This is a genomic window from Hydrocarboniphaga sp. FW305-C-57 (genome assembly GCF_058783045.1).
Genome location: NZ_JBYSYG010000008.1, coordinates 82,812 through 105,865, shown reverse-complemented (window position 1 = coordinate 105,865; position 23,054 = coordinate 82,812). Strand labels below are relative to the sequence as shown.

The following is a 23,054-nucleotide window of genomic DNA, read 5'->3' as shown; positions in this document are numbered from 1 at the left end:
GGCTTTGCCGAAGGACTACTCACGCACGTCGCGGATCAATGTTCAGCTGCAGCGCGAGCTCGGCGAGCTGATCCGCGATGAGCTGACCGATCCGCGCGTGACCAACACCACGGTCACGCGCGTCGACGTTTCGCCCGACCTGCGCAATGCGCGCGTCTTCATCAGCGTGATGGGCGACGACGCGCGCGCGGAGCCCGCGGCCAAGGCGCTCAACCATGCGGCCGGCAAGCTGCGCCACGGGCTGGGCGTGCGGCTCAGCCTCCGGCACCTGCCGCAGCTGCATTTCGTCGTCGATGCCCAGCTTGTTCAGGCGAGCAAGCTCAACTACCTGATCCGCGATGCCGTTCGCAGCGACGAGGCGAATCACGCCACGGAGCCGAAGGACGACGGCAAGCCGTCGGACGACCAGGACGCATGACCCAGCGCGGTGAACGTCGTCCGCCGCTGCGGCCGGTGGACGGCATCGTGCTGCTCGACAAGCCTTTGGGCCTCAGTTCCAACGATGCCTTGCAGCGGGTCAAGCGGGTGTTCCGCGCCCAGAAGGCCGGCCATACCGGCAGCCTCGATCCGCTCGCGACCGGCCTGCTGCCGATCTGTCTCGGCGAGGCCACCAAGCTTTGCGGCCTGCTGCTCGACGGTGACAAGCACTATCGGGCCCGCGTCCACGTCGGTGCGAGCACCACCACGGGCGACGCCGAGGGCGACATCGAGCACCGGTCCGACTGCAGCCTGCTCGATCGCGCGGCGCTGCTGGCCGCGATCGATCGCTTTCATGGAGACATCGAGCAGATTCCGCCGATGCACTCCGCGCTAAAGCACCAGGGCAGAGCGCTCTACGAGCTGGCGAGGGAGGGACAGACGATCGCTCGTGCGCCTCGCCGCGTGACGATTCGCCGGCTGTCCTTGCTGGAAGCCCGGCCGGACGAGATCGACATCGAAGTCCTTTGCTCCAAGGGCACCTACATCCGCACGCTAGCCGAAGACCTGCTCGCGAGCGTCGGCCAACGCGCCCATCTGCTGGAGCTGCGGCGCCTCGGCGCTGCGCCGTTCGCTCATCCAGCCGGCATGTTCACGATCGAGCAGCTCGGCGAACTGGCCGAGCGCGGCTTGCCGAGCATCGACGGGATCCTGCTGCCTCCGGTCGCCGGCATCGCGGACTGGCCGCGTGTGCTGGCCGATGCCACCGAAATCCAGCGGCTGAACAACGGTCAGCGCATCCGTCTGCAGGCTGCGGTCGCCCATAGCCGCCTGGCCGTACTGGACCGGTCGGGCAGGCTGCGCTTTCTCGGCCAGGTGGACGCCGCCGGTGTTTTCCACCCCGAACGGCTGTTGCACGTTCGCGACTAGCTTGCGGCCCGACTGGATTTACTTGTGACACCCTTTGCAAGGGCGCTAGAATGACGGACTTTGGTGCCGAAATCAGGCACGTCACACGACGCATTCGGGGCATTCGAATCCCTGGAGCGTTCGTCTTTTGGAGCTTGTAAGCATGACCCTCAGTGTTGAACAAAAGCGCGAAGTGGTTGAGAAGTATGCGCGTGGCAAGAGCGATACCGGTTCGCCGGAAGTCCAGGTTGCCCTGATCTCCGCCCGTATCGCCGATCTGTCCGGCCACTTCGAGAAGCACTCGAAGGATCACCACTCCCGCCGTGGCCTGCTCAAGCTGGTCAATCAGCGTCGTAGCCTGCTCGACTACCTCAAGCGTAAGGACGAAGCGCGCTACACCAAGCTGATCGCCGATCTGGGCCTGCGCCGCTAAAGGCGCGCCAATCAATCAGCACCAGATGGGGTCATGAGGTGCCTGGAATCGCGGCCAAAAGCCGGGGTTCCGGGTACGGCATGACCCCATTGTCGTTGGCGCCGACTGGCCCAACGGCTCCGAAACATTAAAAAAGCGAGCAAAAACATGGCAATTCCTGCCACCCCAGCACCCGTCATCAAGAAGAGCTTCCAGTACGGCGACAAGACCGTCACGTTCGAGACCGGTCACATGGTCCGCCAGGCGACCGCCGCGGTCATGGTGACGGTCGACCAGACCGTCGTCATGGTCACCGTCGTCGCCAAGAAGGAGGCCAAGGCCGGCCAGGACTTCTTCCCGCTGACGGTCGACTACATGGAGCGCACCTACGCCGGTGGCCGCATCCCGGGCGGTTTCTTCAAGCGCGAAGGCCGCCCGACCGAAAAGGAGACGCTGACCTCGCGTCTGATCGATCGTCCGGTCCGTCCGTTGTTCCCGGAAGGCTTCTATAACGAGATTCAGCTCGTCGCGACCGTGGTCTCGCTGAATCCGGAAGTCGACGGCGACATTCCGGCCATGCTCGGCGCCTCCGCCGCGCTCGCGCTCTCGGGCGTCCCGTTCCAGGGGCCGATCGGCGCCGCCAAGGTCGGTTATGCCAACGGCCAGTACATCCTCAACCCGAGCAAGACGCAGCTGGCGACTTCGCAGCTCGACCTCGTCGTCGCCGGCACCGCCGACGCGGTGATGATGGTGGAGTCGGAAGCCAAGGAGCTCTCCGAAGACGTCATGCTCGGCGCCGTGCTCTACGGTCACACCCAGATGCAGGCCGCGATCAAGGCCATCAACGAACTCGTCGCCGAAGCCGGTCGTCCGCGCTGGGACTGGCAAGCGACCGCCGAAGCCGCCGACCTCACGGCCGCAGTCGGCGCCTACGAGGCCCGAGTGGTCGACGCCTACGCGATCACCGACAAGGGCGAGCGCTACGGCGCGCTCGACGCGATCCGCAAGGACGCCGTCGCCGCGCTGGCGGCCGGTGAAGCGGCCCGCTTCGACGACGGCAGCGTCAAGGACGCGTTCTTCAACCTCGAATCGCGCGTCGTGCGCAACCGCATCATCGAAGGCCAGCCGCGCATCGACGGCCGCGATACGCGCACCGTGCGCCCGATCAGCATCGACGTCGGCGTGCTGCCGCGCACCCATGGTTCGGCGCTGTTCACGCGCGGCGAAACCCAGGTGCTCGCGGTGGCCACGCTTGGCACCGGCAAGGACGCGCAGCTCATCGATGCCGTCGGCGGCGAGTACCGCGACACCTTCATGCTGCACTACAACTTCCCGCCGTACTCGGTCGGTGAAACGGGTCGCCTGAACGCGCCGAAGCGCCGTGAAATCGGCCACGGCCGCCTCGCCAAGCGCGGCGTCGCCGGCGTGCTGCCGGACCTCGAGAAGGATTTCCCGTACGTCGTGCGCGTGGTTTCGGAAGTCACCGAATCGAACGGCTCGTCGTCGATGGCCTCGGTCTGCGGATCGTGCCTCGCGCTGATGGACGCCGGCGTGCCGGTCAAGACGCCGGTCGCCGGCGTGGCCATGGGCCTGATCCTCGAAGGCAACCGCTACGCGGTGCTCACCGACATCCTCGGCGACGAGGATCACCTCGGCGACATGGACTTCAAGGTGGCCGGTTCGCGCAACGGCATCACCGCGCTGCAGATGGACATCAAGATCACCGGCGTCAACGGCGAGATCATGAAGCAGGCGCTGGCCCAGGCCCTTGAAGCGCGCTTGCACATCCTCGACCAGATGGACCAGGTGCTGCCGGCTCCGCGCAAGGAAATGTCGAGCTGGGCGCCGCGCATCACCACGATCAAGATCCATCCGGACAAGATTCGCGAAGTCATCGGCAAGGGCGGCGTCACCATCCGCAGCATCACCGAAGAAACCGGCACCACGATCGACATCGACGACGACGGAACGGTCAAGGTCGCCGCGGTCGACAAGTCGGCCGCCGATGCTGCGATCGCTCGCATCCTGTCGCTCACGCGTGATGTCGAAGTCGGCACCATCTATGAGGGCAAGGTCGCCAAGCTCATGGATTTCGGCGCGTTCGTCACGATCCTGCCCGGCAAGGACGGCCTGGTTCACATCTCGCAGCTCGCCGACAAGCGCGTCGAGAAGGTCGAGGACGTGGTCAAGGAAGGCCAGGCCGTGCGTGTGAAGGTTCTCGAGGTGGACAAGCAGGGCCGCATCCGCCTCTCGATGAAGGCAGTCGATCTGGGCGAGTGATCGCCTCGCGGTACAAAAAAGCCCCGACCCGTTCGGGGCTTTTTGTTGGCCCTCCGGAAGATTCGTGCACAACGTCCCATTGTGCGGCGCAACAAGGCACAACTGACTCGCATGTCAATTAATGCTTTCCGACTCAAAGATTTGCGCTAGCAGTACCGCTTGTCGTCTACGCGAATGCAGACGGTAAAAATGCTTGCTTCACGCTGGGCGAGGGAGCAAAATCGTCTTAGCTTATCGCGGGGATTAACTAAACCAATGTGTCAGCACGATTGACACACCCGCAAAAAAGAACCCCCGGATTAACCGGGGGCAAGGTGCGAGAAAGGCGCTTGGCCTTTCTGGAGGAGACCCTAAGCCCGGCAACGTCGCCCGATGTTGTCGGGTTTTTGCGTTGGGGCTTCGATGAAGCGACTCTACTGACTAACTTACCTTTATGTCAATTATCTGAGTCGAAGCTCGGATTGCGGAGTAGAGTTAAGCACGGCTCATGCCAATCATTCCCCGGGTTTGGCTCGGCTCAGGCTTTTGAGAAATTCCTTGCGAACCGTGCGCCAAATCGGCACCTGACGATCGGCCAGTTCCTTGAGCGCCGCCAGCGGCTGCTGGGCCTGGCCCAACATCTGGCGCAACTGCTCGGTGAAATTGCCCTGCTGGTCGAGGAACAGCCGCATCGACAGTTCGAGATAGCGGCTGAAGCTGTTCTGCATCGGGTCGCCATAGAAACGGATGATGAAAGTCAGCAAATCGCTCGTGAAGATCGGGTCGCCCCCTTCTTCCTGTTCCGCGATGACCTGCAGCAGGATGCTGCGCGTGATGTCTTCGTGTGAGCGCTTGTCCTCGACCTTGAACCGCACGTTCTGCAGCACGAGCTGCCGCACTTCTTCCAGGGTGATGTATCGGCTGATCTCGGTGTCGTACAGCCGCCGGTTCGGGTACTTCTTGATGATTCTGACGTCGCTCATGGGCTCCACTGCTTATGTTGCAGTGCATTAAGAATAGCCCGCCGAGCCGCTCCTACAAAGTATTGATCACCAACATGGGGCGTCGCGGGACGTTTTCGACGCGCCAGTGCGCCCGCGCCCAGTCGAGCAGATCGAAAACGCTCGCGCGTCGCAGCGCCGGGGCCGGGTTCTGTCCGAGCAGATCGAGGCACAGATGCAGATTTTCGGCTGCGTGGGCCTCGTCGATCGCACGCGCATGATTCTGTTTGCTGAGCTTGCGCTCGCCGGCGCTCGCGAGCACCGGCAAATGCCGATAGCGCGGGACCTGCAACCTGAGTTCGTGCATGAGATGAATCTGGAAGAACGTGGAGGACAGCAGGTCGGCTCCGCGGACGACCTCGGTGATCCGCTGGGCATGCTCGTCGACCGCGCAGGCAAGCTGGTAGCCGAAAATGCCATCGCGGCGGCGCAGCACGAAGTCCCCGAGATCGATGGCGAGCCGTCGGCTCTGAGCTCCCTGGCTCGCATCGACGAATTGCAGGCTCTGGTCGGGCATGCGCAGGCGCAGCGAACGCCCCTCGGCTGCCAGATTCCGCTGCCGGCAGGCGCCGTTGTAGACGGAGCCCTCGGGGCCCGGCAGTGAGTTCTGCGCCAGAACGGCGCGCGTGCATTCGCAGGCGTATACGAGCTGGCGGCGATCGAGCGAACTCAAGGCGGCGGCATATTCGTCGCGATGCTCGCTTTGTCGCCTCGGAGCTTCGTCCCAGAACAGGCCGTGAGCTTCCAGCTGCCCTTGGATGCGGGCTTCGGAGGCGGCATCGACCCGCGTGGTGTCGAGATCGTCGATGCGCAGCAGCCAGCTGCCCGCCTGACGGCGCGCTTCGAGGAAGCTCGCCAGCGCCGTGAGCAGGGAGCCGAGATGCAGGGGCCCCGAAGGCGTCGGGGCGAAGCGACCCCGATACCGGACCGCGCCCGGGCTGCTGAAAGGTGAGGCTGGGTTCATGAACGGCGATGCGTCGACGGCAAATATTCAGTCCGCTTCTTTACACTAGCCGATCAGAAAAATCTGACTTCATTCTCATGGACGTAAAGGTAGCCGACGACTCGGACCCGCAAGCGGCCCGATCCCGGTCTTCGATATGACGCTCAGGGCGCTGTTGCTCGACGTCGACGGTACGGTCGCCGATACCGAAACCTTCGGTCATCGGCCGGCTTACAACCGTGCCTTCCGCAAGCTCGGCCTGCAGTTTCGCTGGGGCCCCAAGCTTTATCGCAAGCTGCTGTCGCAGCCCGGCGGACGCGAACGCCTGCTGCACTATCTGCGCCGCTACGCGCCGCAGCTCGGTGAACAGCAGCAGCGCTATGACGAAGACCCCGGCCGCTGGGTCGACGAAGTCCACGAACTCAAGAGCCGCTACTTCCGCAGCTACTTGCGCAAGGGCCGGGTGCCGATGCGTCCGGGAGTCGCGCGGCTGATTCGCGAAGCCAAGGCCTCCGGCATCAAGGTCGCACTGGTGACCAATGCCAGCCCCGCGAGCCTCAAGGCGATGCTGCGCCACGGGCTCGACAAGAGTCTGGCCGAGCAGATCGACTTGATCGTCGGCAGCGGCGACGTGCCGCGCAAGAAGCCGGCGCCGGACAGTTACCTGCACGCGATGAACAAGCTCGGCCTGCAGCCCTGGCAGTGCGTGGCGGTCGAAGATTCCGCGACCGGGCTCAAGGCGGCGACCGCGGCCGGCATTCCGACCATCATCACGCTGAATCCGAATACCGAGGCCGACGATTTTTCGCATGCGGCGCTCGTACTCGATGGCCTGGGCGAGCCCGATGCGCCCGCCACCGTGATCACCGGCCAATTGCGGCATCAATACCTGACGCTCGAAGACATCGAGCAGATGCTCGAGGCCAGGCTCAAGGCCGCGTGATCGCGGCCTTGCAGCGGCCGATCAGTCGGCTGCTTACTGCTTGATCCATTCGCCGGGCGGCAGGATCACCGGCTCGGCCGGCTTCCAGCTCGCGGCGCGATGTTCGGCGACCACGTTGGTGAAAATGCCGCCGCGCACGCCGAAATCGGCGGTCAGGCGGGCGAAGCGCGGCTGCATGAGCGCGACCAGATCGTCGAGAATCTTGTTGGTCACGGCTTCGTGAAACGCACCCTGATCGCGGAACGCCCAGATGTAGAGCTTGAGCGACTTGAGCTCCACGCAAAGCGCTTCCGGGATGTATTCCAGGTACAGCGTCGCGAAGTCCGGCTGGCCGGTCTTGGGGCAGAGGCAGGTGAATTCCGGAATCCGCATGCGGATCACGAAATCGCGGCCCGGATTCGGATTGGGGAAGGTTTCGAGATCGGTGCTGGGCTTGGTGGTCATCGACAAATCCGGCGCGGTGGATGCGCCGTAGCAAAGATGGCCGCGTAATTTACACTATGGCCTTGGACGCCGAGGCCTGACCGGCGCCACAACCCGGACCCTCGAACTTCTTCTAAATGCGTCTATCCGGAATCAAGCTGGCCGGTTTCAAGTCTTTCGTCGATCCCACCCAGCTCCCGCTGCCCGCGAACCTGACCGGCGTCGTCGGTCCCAACGGCTGCGGAAAATCCAACATCATCGACGCGGTTCGCTGGGTGCTCGGCGAAGCCAGCCAGAAGCAGCTGCGCACGCAGGATTCCGAGGACGTCATCTTCAACGGCTCCAAATCGCGCAAGCCGGTCGGGCGCGCGATGGTGGAACTGACCTTCGACAACAGCGACGGCCAGATCACCGGCCCCTACGCGGCCTACAGCGAGATCGCGGTGCGCCGCGAACTGCTGCGCGACGGCAATTCGCAGTACTACCTGAACGGCCGCAAGTGCCTCAAGCGCGACGTCACCGACCTGTTCCTCGGCACCGGCCTGGGCGGCAAGAACCAGTACGCGATCATCGAGCAGGGCATGGTTTCGCGCATGGTCGAGGCCAAGCCCGAGGAACTGCGCACCTGGCTCGAGGAGGCCGCCGGCATCTCCAAGTACAAGGAGCGCCGCAAGGAAACCGAGAGCCGCATCCGCCAGACGCGCGAAAACCTCTCGCGCCTTTCGGACCTGCGCGGTGAGCTGCAATCGCGCCTGGATGTGCTGCGCAAGCAGGCGGCGAATGCCGAGAAGTACAAGGAATTCAAGCAGCAAGAGCGCGTTCTGAAAGCCGAGATCCTGGTTCTGCGCGAACGCCTGCTGGTCGAGCAGAGCCGCGGGCACGAACAGGGCATCGCCGATCTCCAGGCGACCCTCGAAGCGCGTCGCGAGGCGCTCGCCGAGGCCGAGGAAAAGCGCAGCCAGTCCGAGGTCTTGCAGCGCGAACTTCAGGCCCGGCTTTCGGACGAGCAGACACTCGTCTACGAAGCCGAAGCCAGGCTCGCGCGCCAGGAGCAGGGGCTGCAGCACGCCCGCGAGCTCAAGAACCTCAAGCTGCGCGAGATCGAGCAGATCACGCGTCAGCTGTCCGACGTCGAGCGCCGCCGCCAGAGCGAGCAGGCCCGGCTCGAAAGCCTGAGCCGCGAGATCCAGTCGCTCGAAGCCCAGGCCGAGCAGGCCGAGCGCAACGTCGCCGAAACCCAGGAACACCTCGTCCGCATCGAGGACGAGGCGCAGGAACAGCAGCAGCGCTGGGACGAATTCCAGACGCGCTCCGAGGAACCGTTGTTCCAGACCGAGGGCGAGCGCGTGCGCTTGCAGGGCCTCGAACGCGCGCAGTTCCAGATCGACGAGCGCGTCAAGCGGCTCGTCAACGAGCAGGGCGCGCTGAACGCCGGGCCGATCCAGATTTCGCTCGAAGAGGCCGATCTCGATCTCGAACAGCTGTCCGCCGAACAGGCCGAAATGCAGGACCGGCTGCAGGTTCTCGATCGCGATCTGCAGGCCCAGCGCGAGCAGCGCTCGGCGCTCGAAAGCTCGCTGCACGAAACCCGGCAGCAGCTGCAATCCGCGCGCGGTCGCCTGGCTTCGCTCGAAACCTTGCAGCAGGCGGCGCTGCGCCAGGACGACGCGGACCTCGCGAACTGGCTCAAGTCACGCGGCCATCAGCAGGTGCAGCGGCTCGCGCAGGTACTCAACGTCGAGCCGGGCTGGGAGGCGGCGGTCGAGCAGGTGCTCGAAGGCTGGCTGCAGGCGCCGCTGCTCGGCTTCGCTCCGGAGACTTTCGAAGCGGCCGGCGCGCTGCCCAAGACCGGCGCGGCGCTGATCTTCGATCGCGCGGCGACCGGCGATCGCGGCGGCGATCGGCTCGCGGCCAAGCTGCAGGGGCCGGCCGCGCTGACCGATCTGCTGCACGGCATCTACGCGATCGAAGACGAGGAGCTCCATTCCACGCGGCTCGCGGCCTTGATCGCGGGCGAATCGGTGGTGACGCGCTCGGGCGTCTGGGCCGGGCAGGGCTGGGTGCGCTATCCGCGTCGCGATTCCGATCGCAGCGGCGTGCTCGCGCGCGAGCAGCTGCTCAAGCAGCTGCGCTCGCAGGTCGACGAGCACCAGGAGCGCGTGAGCGAAGGCGAGCAGGCGCTGGCCGAACTGCGCGAGCGCCAGCAGAAGCAGGAATCCGAGCGCCGCGAACTCGCGCCGCGCTTCGAAGGTGTGCGCAGCCGTCATGCGCAGCGGCTCGCGTTTCGCCAGGCGCAGGCCGTGCGGCTCGAACAGACGCTCGGCCGGATCGACGCGCTCGGCAAGGAAATCGACGGCCTGCGCGCGCAGCGCGAGCAGGGCGCTCAGGAACTCGAAGCGTCCCGCGCCAAGCTCAGCGAGCTCGAAGCGATCGCCCAACGCCTGCGCGATGAGCGTATCCAGCTGCAGCAGAACCTCGCCAGGACGCGCGATTCCGCGAACCGGGCGCGCGCCGCGGTGACGCAGGCGCAGCAGTCGCGCAACCAGGTGCAGGTGGCGCTCGCCGGCAAGCGCAGCGCCGTCGGCGCGCTGACCCAGACACTGCATGACTTGGCCGAGAGCCACGAGATCGTCGCCCACGAGCGCGAAGGCCGGCTGCGCGAGGCCGAGGAACTCGAAACGCCGCTCGAAGAGCAATCCGGCGAACTCGAGGCCGCTCGCGTCGCCGTACAGCAGGCGCGCGAATCGCAGCGCGCGGTGCGCGAAAAACTCGCCGTCGCCGATGCGGCGATGCAGGCCGTGCATCAGGCCCTGCGCATGGCCGAGCAGAACAAGGACGCTTCGCAGGAGGCGCTGCAGCAGGCGCGCCTGGAGTTCGAAAACCTGCGCGCGCGTCGCGAAGGACTCGATCAGCAGATCGCCGAAGCCTGCGAGGAGAGTGGCCTGGAGCGCGAGGCGATCGTCGCCGGCGTGGCCGAAGACGCCAGGCTCGACGCCTGGGAAGAAAAACTCGCCTCGACGCTGCGCCGCATCGACCGCCTCGGCGCGATCAACCTCGCCGCGATCCAGGAACTCGAGGAGGCCGATGCGCGCGAGAAATATCTGTCCGACCAGAACGCCGACCTGAGCGGCGCGCTCGACACGCTCGAAGAGGCGATCCGCAAGATCGACCTCGAAACCAAGGAGCGTTTCAAGCAGACCTTCGACCAGGTCAACGGCATCTTCATGGATCGCTTCCCGAAGCTGTTCGGCGGCGGCGAGGCCTATCTCGAACTGACCGGCGACGACCTGCTCGACACCGGCGTGCGCGTGATGGCGCGGCCTCCGGGCAAGCGCAATTCGTCGATCCAGATGCTCTCGGGTGGCGAAAAGGCGATGACCGCGGTGGCGCTGCTGCTCGCGCTGTTCCAGCTCAACCCGGCGCCGTTCTGCCTGATGGACGAAGTCGACGCGCCGCTCGACGACGCCAACGTGGTCCGTTTCTGCGGCATCGTCCGCGAAATGGCACAAAACGTTCAGTTCATTATCATCACGCACAACAAGATCACGATGGAGCTCGCGGCGCATCTGCACGGCGTGACCATGCAGGAGCCGGGCGTGTCGCGCCTGGTCAGCGTGGACGTGCAGCAGGCGGTCGATCTCGTCGGTGATGTCCCGCCGCGCCCGCTCGCGGCCGAAGTCCAACCGTTCCAGACCTGATGACGACCCTCCAGCAGCCAAGGACCAGCGCATGACCGCATTGCAGTGGGCATTGCTCATTCTGAGTGTCGCGATCGTCCTCGCGGTGGTGGTGATCAGCCGTCGCGAACGCCCGCAGCGCGCCTCGCGGCGCTCGTCGCGGTCGTCGTCGTCCGGCAGCCGTCGCGCCAGCGCGCCGCCGCCTGCGCCGGTCGAGCAGGAAGAAGTGCGCGAGCAGCTCGACATCTTCGATCCGCCGCGTCAGCCGCCCGAAGAAGAGGAGCCGTTCGAAGACGAGGTGGTGTCGGCCCCGCGGCCGTCCGCCGCGCCGCCGCGCCGCGCGCCCGAGCCGGTCGACGAACTGCCGCCCGAGACGATTCCGGTGGCCAGCCCGCTCGCATCGCCGCAGTACGACGAATACGGCGTCGGCCGTCCGCGCCGCCGCGTGATGCCCTCGCTCGACTCCGAGTTCTCGCAGCCGGCCGCCGCCGCAGAACCCGCAGCCCCGGATGCGCCGATCGCGCCGTGGCTCAAGAACGGCGCGCCGGCGACGCCGGTGGTCCCGCCGCCGCCGGCTCCGGTCGTGCCGCCCGCTGCGTCCAAACCCGCGGTTCCACGCGTCGAGCCGAAGTCCGAGCCGCGTCTCGAACCCAAGCCGGCGCCGCCGGCCGCCGCAGCGGTTCCGCAGAAGATCGTTTCGCTGCTGCTCGTCGAGCGCGACGGTGGGGCGATCGCCGGCGCCAAGCTGCATCCGGCGCTCAATGCGCAGGGCCTGCAGTTCGGCGCCAAGCAGATCTATCACCGGCTCGCGCGCAACGAGGCCGTGTTCTCGGTCGCGAGCCTGGTCAAGCCCGGCGTGCTGCTGCCCGAGGCGGCCGATCAGTTTTCGACGCGCGGCTTGCAGGTGTTCATGGTGCTTCCGGGTCCGGTGAAGCCGCTGACCGCGCTGCACGACATGCTCGCGACCACGCAGTCGCTCGCGCGCGCGCTCAACGCCGACGTGTTCGACGGCAGCAAGCAGCCGCTGAGCTCCGAGGCCATGCGCGCGCTGCAGGCCGATGTCGAGGGATGGGCGAAGACGGCTGGGCTTTAGAGGTCGGTGACGGTGGCCAGCGTCGAAAAACGCATCGCCGAGCTGCGACAAGCGCTCGAAGAGCATAACTATCGCTACTACGTGCTCGACGATCCGGAAGTTTCGGACGCCGAGTACGACCGCCTGTTCGAGGCGCTGCAAAAGCTCGAAGCCGAGCATCCCGAACTGCTCACGCCCGATTCGCCGACGCAGCGCGTCGGCGGTGCTCCGCGACCGGGTTTCGAGGAAGTGCAGCACCGGTTGCCGATGCAATCGCTGCGCAAGTGCGCGGACGAAGGCGAGCTGCGCGATTTCGATCGCCGCGTGCGCGAGACGCTCAACGTGGAAGCCGCGCACTACGTCGCCGAACCCAAGCTCGACGGCCTCGCGGTTTCGCTGAGCTACGAGAACGGCGTGTTCGTGCGCGGGGCCACGCGCGGCGACGGCACGACCGGCGAAGACATCACCGAAAACCTGCGCACGATCCGGCGCATTCCGCTGCGCCTGCGCGGCGATGCGCCGCCCGTGATCGAAGTGCGGGGCGAGGTCTATCTGCCGCTCGCGGGCTTCAAGCGCATGGTCGAGGAAGCCACCGCCAGCGGCGACAAGGTGCCGGTGAATCCGCGCAACGCCGCGGCCGGCAGCCTGCGCCAGCTCGATTCGCGCATCACGGCCAAGCGGCCGCTCGCGTTCTATGCCTACGGCATCGGCTACAGCGAAGGCTGGAAGGCGCCGAAGCTGCATTCGCAGGCGCTCGAACAATTGCGCGGCTGGGGTTTTCCGGTTTCGGAATACGTGAAGACGGTGCAGGGCGTCGAAGCCTGCATCGCGTTCTTCGAGGACATCGGTCGCAAGCGCGCTGCTCTGGGTTTCGATATCGACGGCGTCGTCTTCAAGCTCGACGATCTTGCGGGCCGCGAGGAGCTCGGCAGCGTCTCGCGCGAACCGCGCTGGGCCTGCGCCTATAAGTTCGCGGCCGAAGAAGCGCAGACGCTGCTCGAAGGCATCGAATTCCAGGTCGGCCGTACCGGCGCGATCACGCCGGTCGCGCGGCTCAAGCCGGTGTTCGTCGGCGGCGCCAACGTCAGCAACGCGACCCTGCACAACATGGACGAGGTCCGGCGCAAGGACGTGCGCGTGGGCGACACCGTGCTCGTTCGGCGCGCAGGCGACGTCATTCCCGAAGTGATCGGTGCGGTGCTCGAAGACGAGGCCGCTCGCGAGGCGCACGAGCAGCGCCCCGAGCCCGAGATGCTCACGCAATGCCCGGTTTGCAGCGGGGCGATCGAACGCGTCGAAGGCGAGGTCGTCGCGCGTTGCACGAACGGTTTGTCGTGCCGCGCGCAGCTGCACGGCTCGCTGATCCACTTCGTGTCGCGCAAGGCGATGGACGTCGAAAAGCTCGGCGAGAAACTGCTCGCCCAGCTGATCGACCAGAACATCGTCAAATCGCCGGCCGACATCTACGACACGAGCAAGGTCAATGCGGGCGTGCTGACCGATCTCGAACGCATGGCCGAGAAATCCGCCTCGAACGTGATCGCGGCGATCGAAGACAGCAAGAGCACCACGTTCCAGCGCTTTCTGTATTCGCTCGGCTGCCCGCAGGTCGGCGAAACCACCGCGCGCGATCTGGCTCGCCACTTCGGCACGCTGGACGCGCTTTACGCCGCGACCGAGGCCGACGCACCGACCGAGCACGACGAGGCGCTCAAGGACAAGGACCGCTTTCCACAGCTGCGTGCGGTGCCCGATGTCGGCCCGACCGTGGCCGCGCACGTCGTGCACTTCTTCAACGAGCCGCGCAATCGCGAGGTGATCGCCAAGCTCGTCGAAGCCGGCGTGCACTGGCCAGCGCCGAAAGCCGCGGCGACCGGCCATCTGTCCGGCAAGACCTTCGTCATCACCGGCACGCTGCCGGGCGTTTCGCGTGAAGAAGCGTCCGCGCTGATCGAAGCCAATGGCGGCAAGGTTTCGGGTAGCGTGTCGAAGAACACCGACTTCCTGCTCGCGGGCGAGGCCGCTGGCTCCAAGCTCGCCAAGGCCGAGAAGCTCGGTGTCGCCGTGCTCGATTGGGGGGCGCTGCAAAACCTCATCGAGAACGGCCTGTGATCGTGCAGCCTCGCGCCCGTGCCGATGCATGGCCGGTTCGAGGCGTTTACGGCAGAGTGCCGGAATGATCGCCTGGTTCTCCCTGCTCAGTTCGATTGCGCGCATCGCCCTCGCGGTCACGCTGACCTGGCTGTGCGCGCAGGCGCTGCCGATCTGGGACGCCTGGCAGGCCTTCGACGCGCTGCCCGACTACGACTACGCGCTGCAGGCCGACAGCCTGCGCAGCCAGCAGCGTTATTCCGAAGCCCTGCTCGTCGCCGATGCCGGACTTTCGGCTTCAAGCGACAGTTTCAGGCACGAGCAGCTCGGCGAGTTGCGCCAGCGCATCGTCGACGAGCGCGACGACTGGCGTCGCAGGCTAGCCGACGCTGGCACCGGCGCGCTGACCGGAACCGGCAGCACGCCCGAGGCGCTCGCCGGCGCGGTGGTCGCGGACCTGTTCGTGTTCGGAGACATTCGCGACCTCGTCGTGCAGGGCAGCAAAGGGTTGCAGGGCCAGGACGTCGACGAGGTGATCGTCGGCCTGTCGGCGGTCGGCATCGCGCTGACGGCGGCGCCGGCCTTCGATCTCGGCACCGCGCTGCTCAAGTTCGCGCGCCGGGTCGGGGCGATGACCGATGCCTTCGCGCATCAGGTCGCGAGCTTGGCGCGCCAAGCGATGGGCAGCCGCAGCGTGCTGCCGCTCGCCGACGTCGCCGAGGACGCAGCCAGACTCGGCAAGCGCGCCGAGCCCGCGGCGACGATCGCGATCCTCAAGAACGTCGATGACGCCGCGGCCCTGAAGTCGGCGGCGCGCGTTTCGGAACAGCAGGGCGGCGCTTTCGCGCTCTGGGTCGGCGAGCGGCCCGCGATCGAACTCGCCCAGGCCGGCGCCGACGGCGAAGCCTGGCTACTGCGCTCGGCACGCAAGGGCAAGGCCGGCATCGAATATGCCGCGCGCGAGCTGTCCGTGCTGACTCGCGTGCATCCGCTGCTTGGACTCGCGAAGGGCGTCTACAAGGGCAACGTCCCGCGCCTGCTCGACGAAACGCTCAAGCGCCACACGCCGCAGCTGCTCGGTTTTCTGTTCGGCTGGGTGGTGTTCGAGGGCTTGCTGCTGATGTGGCGGATCAATCGCTTCGACGATCCGGCGCCGGCGTCGAAATCGTCATCCGACGACGACGGCGAGGAACCGCCGAGGAAGCGCGCCGAGCCGTCGATGCGGGCCGAGTCGAGTGCGCCGACGGCGCGGCCCTCGCGCAAAGAGCCCAGCCTTTGACGAGCTGTGCATCCCTCCTGCCGCCAGGAGAGGGATGCACAGCTCAAACCCTCAGGTCACCACGTCCGGCGCCTTGCGCCCGGTGATCTCGCCGATTTTGATGAGCTGATCGGCGATCGCGGCCAGCGGGCCGAGCGCCTCGTTGGTCTTGTAGCCGAGCTTGTCGCTCGCCGTCTCGTAGCGCTCCAGGTACAGGCGCAGCGTCGCGCCCTTGGTGCCGGTGCCGGACAGGCGCAGGATCAGGCGCGCGGCCTCGCCGAAGACGATGCGGATGCCCTGCGATTTCGCCACGCTGCCATCGACCGGATCCTCGTAGCCGAATTCGTCGGCCTGGCTGACGGTCCATGCTCCGAAAGTCTGCCCGGCGAGCTTCGGCAGCGAGGCGATCAGTGTCTCCATGACCTGGTTGGCGACGGCCGTGGGCAGCTCGTCGTAGTCGTGGCGCGCGTAGTAGTGGCGGCCGTACTGCTTCCAGTGCGCGTCGGCGATCTGCTGCACCGACAGTCCGGTTTCGGCCAGCACGTTGAGCCAGGCCAGCACGGCCCAGACGCCGTCTTTCTCGCGCACGTGGTTCGAGCTGGTGCCGAAGCTCTCTTCGCCGCAGAGCGTGATGCGGCCCGAGTCGAGCAGGTTGGCGAAGAACTTCCAGCCGGTCGGCGTCTCGTAGCAGGCCAGGCCGCGGCCCTTGGCGACCATGTCGAGCGCACGGCAGGTCGGCATCGAACGCGCGACGCCGGCCAGGCCCTGCTTGTAGCCCGGCAGCTTGTCGAGGTGAGCTGCGAGCATCGCGAGCGAATCACCCGGCGAGATGAAGATGCCGCGGCCGAGGATCATGTTGCGGTCGCCGTCGCCGTCCGAGGCGCCGCCGAGGTCGGGCGCGGACTCCGAGTACATCAGGTCGACGAGCGGTTTGGCGTAGATCAGGTTCGGGTCCGGATGGCCGCCGCCGAAGTCCTCGAGCGGCGAGGCGTTGAGCACCGATTTCTGCGGAGCCCCGAGCAGGTCGACGAAGATGCGCTGCGCGTACGGGCCGGTGACCGCGTGCATGGCGTCGAAGGCCAGCGAATGGCCCTTCTTGAACCAGTCGCGGATGCGGTCGAAATCGAACAGGGTCTGCATCAGCGCGGCGTAGTCGTCCACGCAGTCGACGACCTCGATCTCCATCTCGCCGAGCTTCTGGCTGCCGCGACGGTCGAGGTCGACCCAGACGTTCTCCTCGATCCGGTAGCGCGAGATGCTCTTGCTGGCCTCGTAGATGCGGTTGGTCAGCGTCTCACTGGCCTGACCACCGCCCGCGATGTTGAACTTGAGCCCAAAATCGCCGTCTTCGCCGGCCGGATTGTGACTGGCGGTGAAGACGAGGCCGCCTGCGGCCCCGCTGATGCGGATCATGTGGCTCGACGCCGGGGTCGACAGGATGCCGCCCTGGCCGACGATGACCTTGGCGACGCCGTTGGCGGCCGCCATCGCGATCGCGGTCTGGATCGCCGTGCGATTGTGGTAGCGGCCGTCGCCGCCCATGACCAGGGCCTGGCCGCGCAGCGAGGTTTCGACGTCGAAGATCGACTGCAGGAAGTTTTCGAGATAGTGCGGCTGCTGGAACACCGCCACCTTCTTGCGAAGCCCCGCCGTGCCGGATTTCTGGTCGGAGAAGGGTTTTGTGGCGATTTCGCGAACGGGCATGGCGTTACGTGGTCCTATCGAAGTTGTGGGAGCGAGGCACTTTATTTCCAGTCACCTGACTCTAGCCCGCGTATGGGCCGACGGGAAGTTTGTTTTCCGCCTGTTGTGCCCTGAAGACGGTGCCCTTCTCCGCAATCGCCCCAGCCCTTGAATCAGCCCAGACAACCCTTATAGTCGGCCAATGCCTGCGATCTCTACTTCAAACCCTGCCGTCGTGGGTGGACAGACCCGGCGGCTCGCCCAGCTCCTCGACCTCTATGAGCGCAATTACAAGCTCATCGAGCGGCTGATTCCCGAGCTGGACCTGCCGTTCCAGGACGCGGTGTCGAATTCGAAATCCGACCTGCCGTTGCACCTGTCGGTGCAGGAGCGCGATCGCTATACGGTCACCTTCAAGCTGACCTATGAGTTCATCGACGCCGACGGCGTGCGCCGCCATCCGGACATCTGGGTGCGGGTCTACCGCGACGCGGCGATGGCCGAGGCGCTCGAATGCAGCCACCGCCCGCCGTGGCAGGCCGAGGACGACGCCGATCCGAGCGCCTGGCGCTTCTTGAGCGAGCAGTGGAGGCGCAACCTAATGCTCGGCAAGTGGCTCGAATACCTGCTCGAGCACGGCCACGGCTTCACGCTCACGGCCCGTCCGCGCTCACGCTCGAAGTCCTCGGCGGCCTCGTCGGCGGCCTGAGCTTGTTTGCTTCCCTCTTCCTGCGGGAGAGGGATCGAGGGAGAGGGATTCTCAGTGCCAGCGACCCTGGCTCTCGGCGAATCCCTCATCCGGCGCTTCGCGCCACCTTCTCCCGGGGGGAGAAGGCAAAAAACTAGAACTGCTGCCCCGACAGCCCGCGGCTGTCCGGCCCCAGCAGCCAGAGCAGCTGCGGCACCACCTTTTCGGGGAAATCGACCGGCGTCAGCGATTCGCTCGCATAGCCTTTGCCGCGCAGCAGCGTGCGCATCGGCCCCGGGTGCCAGCTGTTGAAGCGCAGGCCGCTGGCGGATTGGGCTTCGTTGCCGAGTTCGAGCGCCCAGGTCTTGAACATCGCCTCGGCGGCCGCCTTGGTCACGCCGTAGGCGCCCTGGTAGGGCTTGGGCGCGCGCCCGGCGTCGTCGGTCACGAACACCACCGAGGCATCCTTCGAGGCCCTCAGCATCGGCAGGCACAGGCGCGTCAGCGTGTACGGGGCGGTCAGGTTGATCTGCAGCGTATCGAGCCAGTCGCGCGGGGGCAGGTCTTCGAGCCGGATGAAGCTCTTGAAATGCGCAGCCGCATGGACGATGCCGTCGAGCCGGCCGAAGGTCTGCTCGATGGTCTGCGCGAGGTTTTCGTACTCGGCCCAGGTGGCGGTCATGAAATTGAGCGGCACGATCGCGGGCTGCGGGCCGCCGGCGGCCTCGAGCTCGTCGTAGAGCTTCTCGAGCTTGGGCACGGTGCGGCCGACCAGGATCACGGTCGCGCCGAGTCGGGCAAGCGCGAGCGAGGTGGCCGAGCCGAGGCCGCCGGTGGCCCCGGTGACCAGGATCACGCGGTCGCGAAAACTGTCGGGCTGCGGCGCGAAGCCGGCTGGTATGACGTTGATGGACAAAGAAAAATCCTTAGGAAAGTAGGGCGCCGAGCTCGGCCACGGTAGCGGCGATCACATCCGCGCCCCAGTGCTCGATCGGCGTGCCGGGGCTGATGTAGCCCCAGCCTGCAGCAATGCTTCGCATGCCGGCGGCCTGGGCCGCCTCGATGTCGCGCAGGTCGTCGCCGACGTAGATCGCGCGCCCGGCCGCGATGCCGGTGCGCTGCAGCGCGAGATTCAGCGAATCGGGTGCCGGCTTCGGCGCGGGTACGTGATCGGCGCTGATCACGCAGGCCGCGCGATCGTAGAGCTTGAGCTCGCGCATCAGCGGGTCGGTCAAGAAGCTCGGCTTGTTCGTCACTACGCCCCAGCGCCGGCCGCGCAGCTCCTGCGCCAGCAGCATCTGCGCGATGCCTGGAAACGGGGCCGAACGCCGGGTCAGCCGGGCGCGGTAATAGGCCAGGAAGGCATCGCGGCGCACCGCGAATTCCGGGTGATCGGGCGTCAGGTCGAGCGCGACCTTGAGCAGCCCGCGCGCACCGGCCGAGGCGACCGGCCGATACAGCGCGTCGGCGAGTGGCGGCTGGCCGAGGTCGGCGCGGACCTGGTTGGCGGCGCCGCCGAGGTCCGGCGCGGTGTCGACGAGCGTGCCGTCGAGGTCGAACAGCACGAGGTCGATGTCGGCGACCGGCGTCATGCGGCGGGCTTGCGGCAATGGAGCAGATAGTTCACGTCGATGTCGTCGCCGACCGTGGCCGATTTGAGCAGTGGGTTGTAGCGCAGGCCCTTGAGTTCGACCGAGGTCAGTCCAGCCTCGCGGCACCAGGTTTCGAGCTCGGACGGCTTGATGAACTTGGCGTAGTCGTGCGTGCCCTTCGGAATCAGCCCGGCGATCAGCTCGGCGCCGACGATGGCGAGCGCGTAGGCCTTCGGGTTGCGGTTGATGGTCGAGAACACCACGTCGCCGCCGGGCTTGACGAGCGTGGCGACGGCGCGGATCACCGAGGCCGGATCGGGCACGTGCTCGAGCATTTCGAGGCAGCAGACCAAGTCGAAAGCGCCCGGCATTTCGGCGGCGAGCGCTTCGGCTGCGATGCAACGGTAGTCGGCCTTGATGCCCGACTCGAGCCCATGCAGCCGGCCGATTTCGAGCGAGGCTTCGGCCATGTCGATGCCGAGCGCGCTCGCACCCTTGGCGGCGAGCGCCTCGGTCAGGATGCCGGCGCCGCAGCCGACGTCGAGCGCGCGCTTGCCGCGCAGGCCGCCCGCGACGCGCTCGATGTAGCGCACGCGCGCCGGGTTGATGTGATGCAGGGCGGCCATCTCGCCGCGCGGATCCCACCAGCGCGAGGCGAGGGCGGAGAAGCGGCGGATTTCGCCTTCGTCGACGTTGCTCATGCGGCTATTGTCCCAGATGCAAAGGGTCCGGTGCATCGACTCTCAAGAACCCTCTCCCGCGTGCGGGAGAGGGGCAGGGGTGAGGGAACGCGGCTCGACAAATCTGCGCCGTCACCGGTGGGGACTCCCTCACCCGGCGCTTCGCGCCACCCTCTACCGCAAGGCGGGAGAGGGCAAGCGTTTCAAGGGCGAATCTTCGCGCGCCACTCGCGCGCCTTGGCCAGCAGCTCGTCCTCGACGAGCGTCTGCAGGCGCCCTTCGGACAGCAGCGCGCGGCCCGCGACGTAGACGTGATCGACCTGGCGGCTGTTGACCGCGTAGGCCAGGTGCGAGAGCACGTTGTAGAGCGGCTGCGTGTTGACCGCGCCCATGTCGACGGCGATGAAATCGGCCGCCTTGCCGGGCTTCAGCGAGCCGATGGTGTCGTCCCATCCGAGCGCGCGGGCGCCGTTGATCGTCGCGAGTTCGAGCGCGGTCGCGGCCGGCAGGGCGCGCGCATCGCCCGCGACGGCCTTGGCGAGCAGGCTCGCGGTGCGCAGCTCGCCGAACAGGTCGAGATCGTTGTTGCTCGCGGCCCCGTCGGTGCCGATGCCGACGTTGGCGCCGGCTTCGAGCAGCTTGTGCACCGGGCAGAAGCCGCTCGCGAGCTTCAGGTTGGATTCCGGGCAGTGCGCGATGTGCACCTTGTACTGGCCGGCCTCGGCGATCTCCTCGTCGGTCAGCTGGGTCATGTGCACGGCGATCAGGTCGGGCCCGAGCAGGTCGAGTTCCTTGAGCCGCTGCCAGGGCCGCTTGCCGCTTTGCGCGACCGCCATTTCCACCTCGCCCGCGGTCTCGTGCACGTGCATGTGAATGCCGATGTTGAGCTCGGTCGCGTACTGGCGAATCTGTCGCAGCGGCTCGTCCGACACCGTGTACGGCGCATGCGGGGCGAACACGGTCTTGACGAGCGGCTCCTTGAGCAGCTTGTCGCGCAGGTCGAGGCCCTTGTGGATGTACTCGCCGGGCTGAGCCCAGGCGGTCGGGAAGTCGATGACGATGAGCCCGACGGCCGTGCGCATGCCGGCCGCGATCGCGGCCTCGGCGGTCGCTTCGGGGAAGAAATACATGTCCGAGAACGTGGTCTGGCCGCTGCGGATCATCTCGGCCATCGCCAGCCGCACGCCGTCGCCGCAGAACGCGCGGTTCATGTGCTGGCCTTCGGCCGGCCAGATGTGCTGCTGCAGCCAGTCCATCAGCGGCAGATCGTCAGCCAGACCGCGCATGAGGCTCATCGCCGAATGCGTGTGCAGGTTCACCAGCCCCGGCATCACCGCGTGTTCGGGCAGCTCGAGCACCTGCCTGGCCTTGTATTTCAGGCGCGCTTCGTCGGCCGGCAGGATCGAGACGATCTTGCCGCCGCTCACGGCCAGCGCGTGATCGAGCAGCACGCTGCCCGCGGGCTTGATCGGCACCAGGTAGCCCGGGGTGACGAGAAGGTCGATGGATTCGACTTGGCCGACGATGTCAGGCGATTGCATGAGGTTCACGGGCTCGGAGGTAGAATGCGCCCCCAAATTCTAGCGACTCTGGCGACTGGTCTTACGGCTGGGCGCGGGAATCCAAGCTTAGGAAAACTTCATGACCGCGAGCAGTTCCGCGACGGGCATCCGCCCGATCATCTGGGCCGACGACCACTTGAAGCTCATCGACCAGCGCGTGCTGCCGCACGAAGAACGCTGGGTCGACTGTCGTAGCGCCGCCGAAGTCGCCGACGCCATCCACGGCATGGCCGTGCGCGGCGCGCCGGCGATCGGCATCGCCGCCGCCTACGGCCTCGTGCTCGACGCGCTCGCCGGCCGCGACTACGACATCGCCGACCGCGTGCTGATGGAATCGCGCCCGACCGCCGTGAACCTGCGCTGGGCGCTGCTGCGCATGCGCGAGCTCAAGAGCCGGGGCGCGAACGCGCAGGCGCTGCTTGCCGAGGCGATCCGCATCCACGAGGAAGACCTCGCGCAGAACCTCGCGATGGGCGAAGCCGGCGCCGCGCTGCTGCCGCCGGATGCGGTGGTCATCACCCATTGCAACACCGGAGCGCTCGCCACCGGCGGCCACGGCACCGCGCTCGGCGTGATCCGCAGCGCCTGGTCCCAGGGCCGACTGTCGCAGGTCTACAACGGCGAAACGCGTCCGTGGCTGCAGGGCGCGCGGCTGACCGCCTGGGAGCTGCTCCACGAGAAGATTCCGGCGCGTTTGATCGCCGACGGTGCGGCTGCGCACCTCATGCAGCGCGAGAAGATCGACTGGGTCATCGTCGGCGCCGACCGCATCGCCGTGAACGGCGATACCGCGAACAAGATCGGAACCTATGCGCTCGCGGTCGCGGCCAAGCACCACGGCGTCAGGTTCATGGTCGTCGCCCCGAGCGGCACCTTCGATCTCAATTGCCCGAACGGCGCGGCGATTCCGATCGAGGAGCGCCCGCCGAACGAGCTGACCGAATTCCGCGGCAGCCGCGTCGCCCCCGAGGCCATGCAGGCCTGGAACCCGGTCTTCGACGTCACGCCCGCGAGCCTGATCGACGCGATCGTCTGCGAACGCGGCGTGATCGAACAGCCGACCGAGCAGAAGATTCGGGCGCTGCTGGGGTGAGAGGTCTACGGCGTCGCGAGTCAGGCCTGGCCGATTACAAGATCGAGAACGATCGCACGTGATGCGGCCATAGGATGGTGTAGTCGCTGCCGCTTTCCTTGCGATACGCAGCGGTAACCGCAGCGAGTAAACCCAGCTCATTCAAAACCGCTTTCGCCCGCTCAAAAGTCTTTTCCGGATTGGGCGTGATGATGAAGATATCGGCCTGGCCGGAGCCGATGTCATGTCCGTCGACATCCGCCGCATCCTCAAGCTCCTCGATCAAGGCGTCCTCCAGCGAGATCAGTTCCTCATGGCTGCTGAGCGATTCTTCGCCGAACTGGAGGACGAGCTGGTAAAGCATCTGCATAC

20 protein-coding genes are annotated in these 23,054 nt (G+C 66.5%); 11 read left to right on the top strand and 9 right to left on the bottom strand.

Features of this window, described 5'->3' with window-relative positions; translation table 11 throughout:
- The first annotated feature begins 4 nt into the window (after positions 1–4).
- The 4 genes from rbfA to pnp all read left to right on the top strand — a co-directional run bounded on the left by rbfA (position 5) and on the right by pnp (position 4,018).
- Positions 5–418, top strand: coding sequence for a 30S ribosome-binding factor RbfA (gene rbfA / locus AC3WUM_RS16775; protein ID WP_492411545.1), 414 nt, complete (start codon positions 5–7; stop codon positions 416–418).
- Positions 415–1,347 (top strand): tRNA pseudouridine(55) synthase TruB, encoded by a 933-nt coding sequence (gene truB / locus AC3WUM_RS16770; protein ID WP_492411543.1) that lies wholly within the window; start codon positions 415–417, stop codon positions 1,345–1,347. The genes rbfA and truB overlap by 4 nt, the downstream gene beginning before the upstream one ends.
- A 142-nt stretch (positions 1,348–1,489) precedes the next feature.
- Complete coding sequence (gene rpsO / locus AC3WUM_RS16765) at positions 1,490–1,759, top strand: 30S ribosomal protein S15 (protein WP_492411542.1); 270 nt, start codon at positions 1,490–1,492, stop codon at positions 1,757–1,759.
- A 147-nt stretch (positions 1,760–1,906) separates the two neighbouring features.
- Positions 1,907–4,018, top strand: a complete 2,112-nt coding sequence (gene pnp / locus AC3WUM_RS16760) for a polyribonucleotide nucleotidyltransferase (protein ID WP_492411540.1) — start codon at positions 1,907–1,909, stop codon at positions 4,016–4,018.
- A 494-nt stretch (positions 4,019–4,512) separates the two neighbouring features.
- Here the strand turns inward: pnp and phaR are convergent, their stop codons facing one another.
- Together phaR and gluQRS are read right to left on the bottom strand one after the other, a co-directional pair.
- Positions 4,513–4,980 (bottom strand): polyhydroxyalkanoate synthesis repressor PhaR, encoded by a 468-nt coding sequence (phaR, locus tag AC3WUM_RS16755; protein WP_492411538.1) that lies wholly within the window; start codon positions 4,978–4,980, stop codon positions 4,513–4,515.
- Positions 4,981–5,032: 52 nt separating this feature from the next.
- Entirely contained in the window at positions 5,033–5,962 is a 930-nt protein-coding gene (gene gluQRS, locus AC3WUM_RS16750; RefSeq protein ID WP_492411536.1) for a tRNA glutamyl-Q(34) synthetase GluQRS, read from the bottom strand.
- Positions 5,963–6,098: 136 nt separating this feature from the next.
- Between gluQRS and AC3WUM_RS16745 the strand changes: the two genes are divergently transcribed.
- On the top strand, positions 6,099–6,884 hold the full coding sequence (locus AC3WUM_RS16745) for an HAD-IA family hydrolase (RefSeq protein ID WP_492411534.1): 786 nt from the start codon (positions 6,099–6,101) through the stop codon (positions 6,882–6,884).
- Positions 6,885–6,917: 33 nt separating this feature from the next.
- Here AC3WUM_RS16745 and queF read toward each other — a convergent pair whose 3' ends face one another.
- Complete coding sequence (queF, locus tag AC3WUM_RS16740) at positions 6,918–7,328, bottom strand: preQ(1) synthase (RefSeq protein ID WP_492411533.1); 411 nt, start codon at positions 7,326–7,328, stop codon at positions 6,918–6,920.
- 116 nt (positions 7,329–7,444) lie between these two features.
- On the opposite strand from queF, the gene smc reads away from it, so the two are divergent.
- The 4 genes from smc to AC3WUM_RS16720 all read left to right on the top strand — a co-directional run bounded on the left by smc (position 7,445) and on the right by AC3WUM_RS16720 (position 15,426).
- On the top strand, positions 7,445–11,005 hold the full coding sequence (gene smc, locus AC3WUM_RS16735; protein WP_492411531.1) for a chromosome segregation protein SMC: 3,561 nt from the start codon (positions 7,445–7,447) through the stop codon (positions 11,003–11,005).
- A gap of 31 nt (positions 11,006–11,036) precedes the next feature.
- Positions 11,037–12,077, top strand: a complete 1,041-nt coding sequence (locus tag AC3WUM_RS16730) for a cell division protein ZipA C-terminal FtsZ-binding domain-containing protein (RefSeq protein WP_492411530.1) — start codon at positions 11,037–11,039, stop codon at positions 12,075–12,077.
- A 6-nt stretch (positions 12,078–12,083) separates the two neighbouring features.
- Positions 12,084–14,168 carry an NAD-dependent DNA ligase LigA gene (gene ligA / locus AC3WUM_RS16725; protein ID WP_492411529.1) on the top strand — a complete coding sequence of 695 codons (2,085 nt, stop codon included), beginning with the start codon at positions 12,084–12,086 and terminating at the stop codon, positions 14,166–14,168.
- Between the two features lie 64 nt (positions 14,169–14,232).
- A complete protein-coding gene (locus tag AC3WUM_RS16720; RefSeq protein ID WP_492411528.1) occupies positions 14,233–15,426 on the top strand; it encodes a hypothetical protein in 1,194 nt (397 codons plus the stop codon).
- 51 nt (positions 15,427–15,477) lie between these two features.
- Here AC3WUM_RS16720 and AC3WUM_RS16715 read toward each other — a convergent pair whose 3' ends face one another.
- Complete coding sequence (locus AC3WUM_RS16715; RefSeq protein WP_492411527.1) at positions 15,478–17,109, bottom strand: alpha-D-glucose phosphate-specific phosphoglucomutase; 1,632 nt, start codon at positions 17,107–17,109, stop codon at positions 15,478–15,480.
- A 214-nt stretch (positions 17,110–17,323) separates the two neighbouring features.
- Here AC3WUM_RS16715 and AC3WUM_RS16710 point away from each other — a divergent pair, with 214 nt between their 5' ends.
- Positions 17,324–17,797 (top strand): DUF1249 domain-containing protein, encoded by a 474-nt coding sequence (locus AC3WUM_RS16710; RefSeq protein WP_007186564.1) that lies wholly within the window; start codon positions 17,324–17,326, stop codon positions 17,795–17,797.
- Between the two features lie 133 nt (positions 17,798–17,930).
- Here AC3WUM_RS16710 and AC3WUM_RS16705 read toward each other — a convergent pair whose 3' ends face one another.
- The 4 genes from AC3WUM_RS16705 to AC3WUM_RS16690 all read right to left on the bottom strand — a co-directional run bounded on the left by AC3WUM_RS16705 (position 17,931) and on the right by AC3WUM_RS16690 (position 21,589).
- Positions 17,931–18,692 carry an SDR family NAD(P)-dependent oxidoreductase gene (locus AC3WUM_RS16705; RefSeq protein ID WP_492411526.1) on the bottom strand — a complete coding sequence of 254 codons (762 nt, stop codon included), beginning with the start codon at positions 18,690–18,692 and terminating at the stop codon, positions 17,931–17,933.
- A gap of 10 nt (positions 18,693–18,702) precedes the next feature.
- A complete protein-coding gene (locus tag AC3WUM_RS16700) occupies positions 18,703–19,368 on the bottom strand; it encodes an HAD family hydrolase (RefSeq protein WP_492411525.1) in 666 nt (221 codons plus the stop codon).
- Entirely contained in the window at positions 19,365–20,069 is a 705-nt protein-coding gene (gene ubiG, locus AC3WUM_RS16695; RefSeq protein WP_492411523.1) for a bifunctional 2-polyprenyl-6-hydroxyphenol methylase/3-demethylubiquinol 3-O-methyltransferase UbiG, read from the bottom strand. Before ubiG ends, AC3WUM_RS16700 begins: the two co-directional genes overlap by 4 nt.
- A 182-nt stretch (positions 20,070–20,251) precedes the next feature.
- Complete coding sequence (locus AC3WUM_RS16690) at positions 20,252–21,589, bottom strand: TRZ/ATZ family hydrolase (protein WP_492411521.1); 1,338 nt, start codon at positions 21,587–21,589, stop codon at positions 20,252–20,254.
- Positions 21,590–21,689: 100 nt separating this feature from the next.
- Between AC3WUM_RS16690 and mtnA the strand changes: the two genes are divergently transcribed.
- A complete protein-coding gene (gene mtnA / locus AC3WUM_RS16685) occupies positions 21,690–22,703 on the top strand; it encodes an S-methyl-5-thioribose-1-phosphate isomerase (RefSeq protein WP_492411519.1) in 1,014 nt (337 codons plus the stop codon).
- A 34-nt stretch (positions 22,704–22,737) separates the two neighbouring features.
- Here the strand turns inward: mtnA and AC3WUM_RS16680 are convergent, their stop codons facing one another.
- Positions 22,738–23,052 (bottom strand): ABC transporter, encoded by a 315-nt coding sequence (locus AC3WUM_RS16680; protein ID WP_492411518.1) that lies wholly within the window; start codon positions 23,050–23,052, stop codon positions 22,738–22,740.
- Positions 23,053–23,054 lie beyond the last annotated feature (2 nt).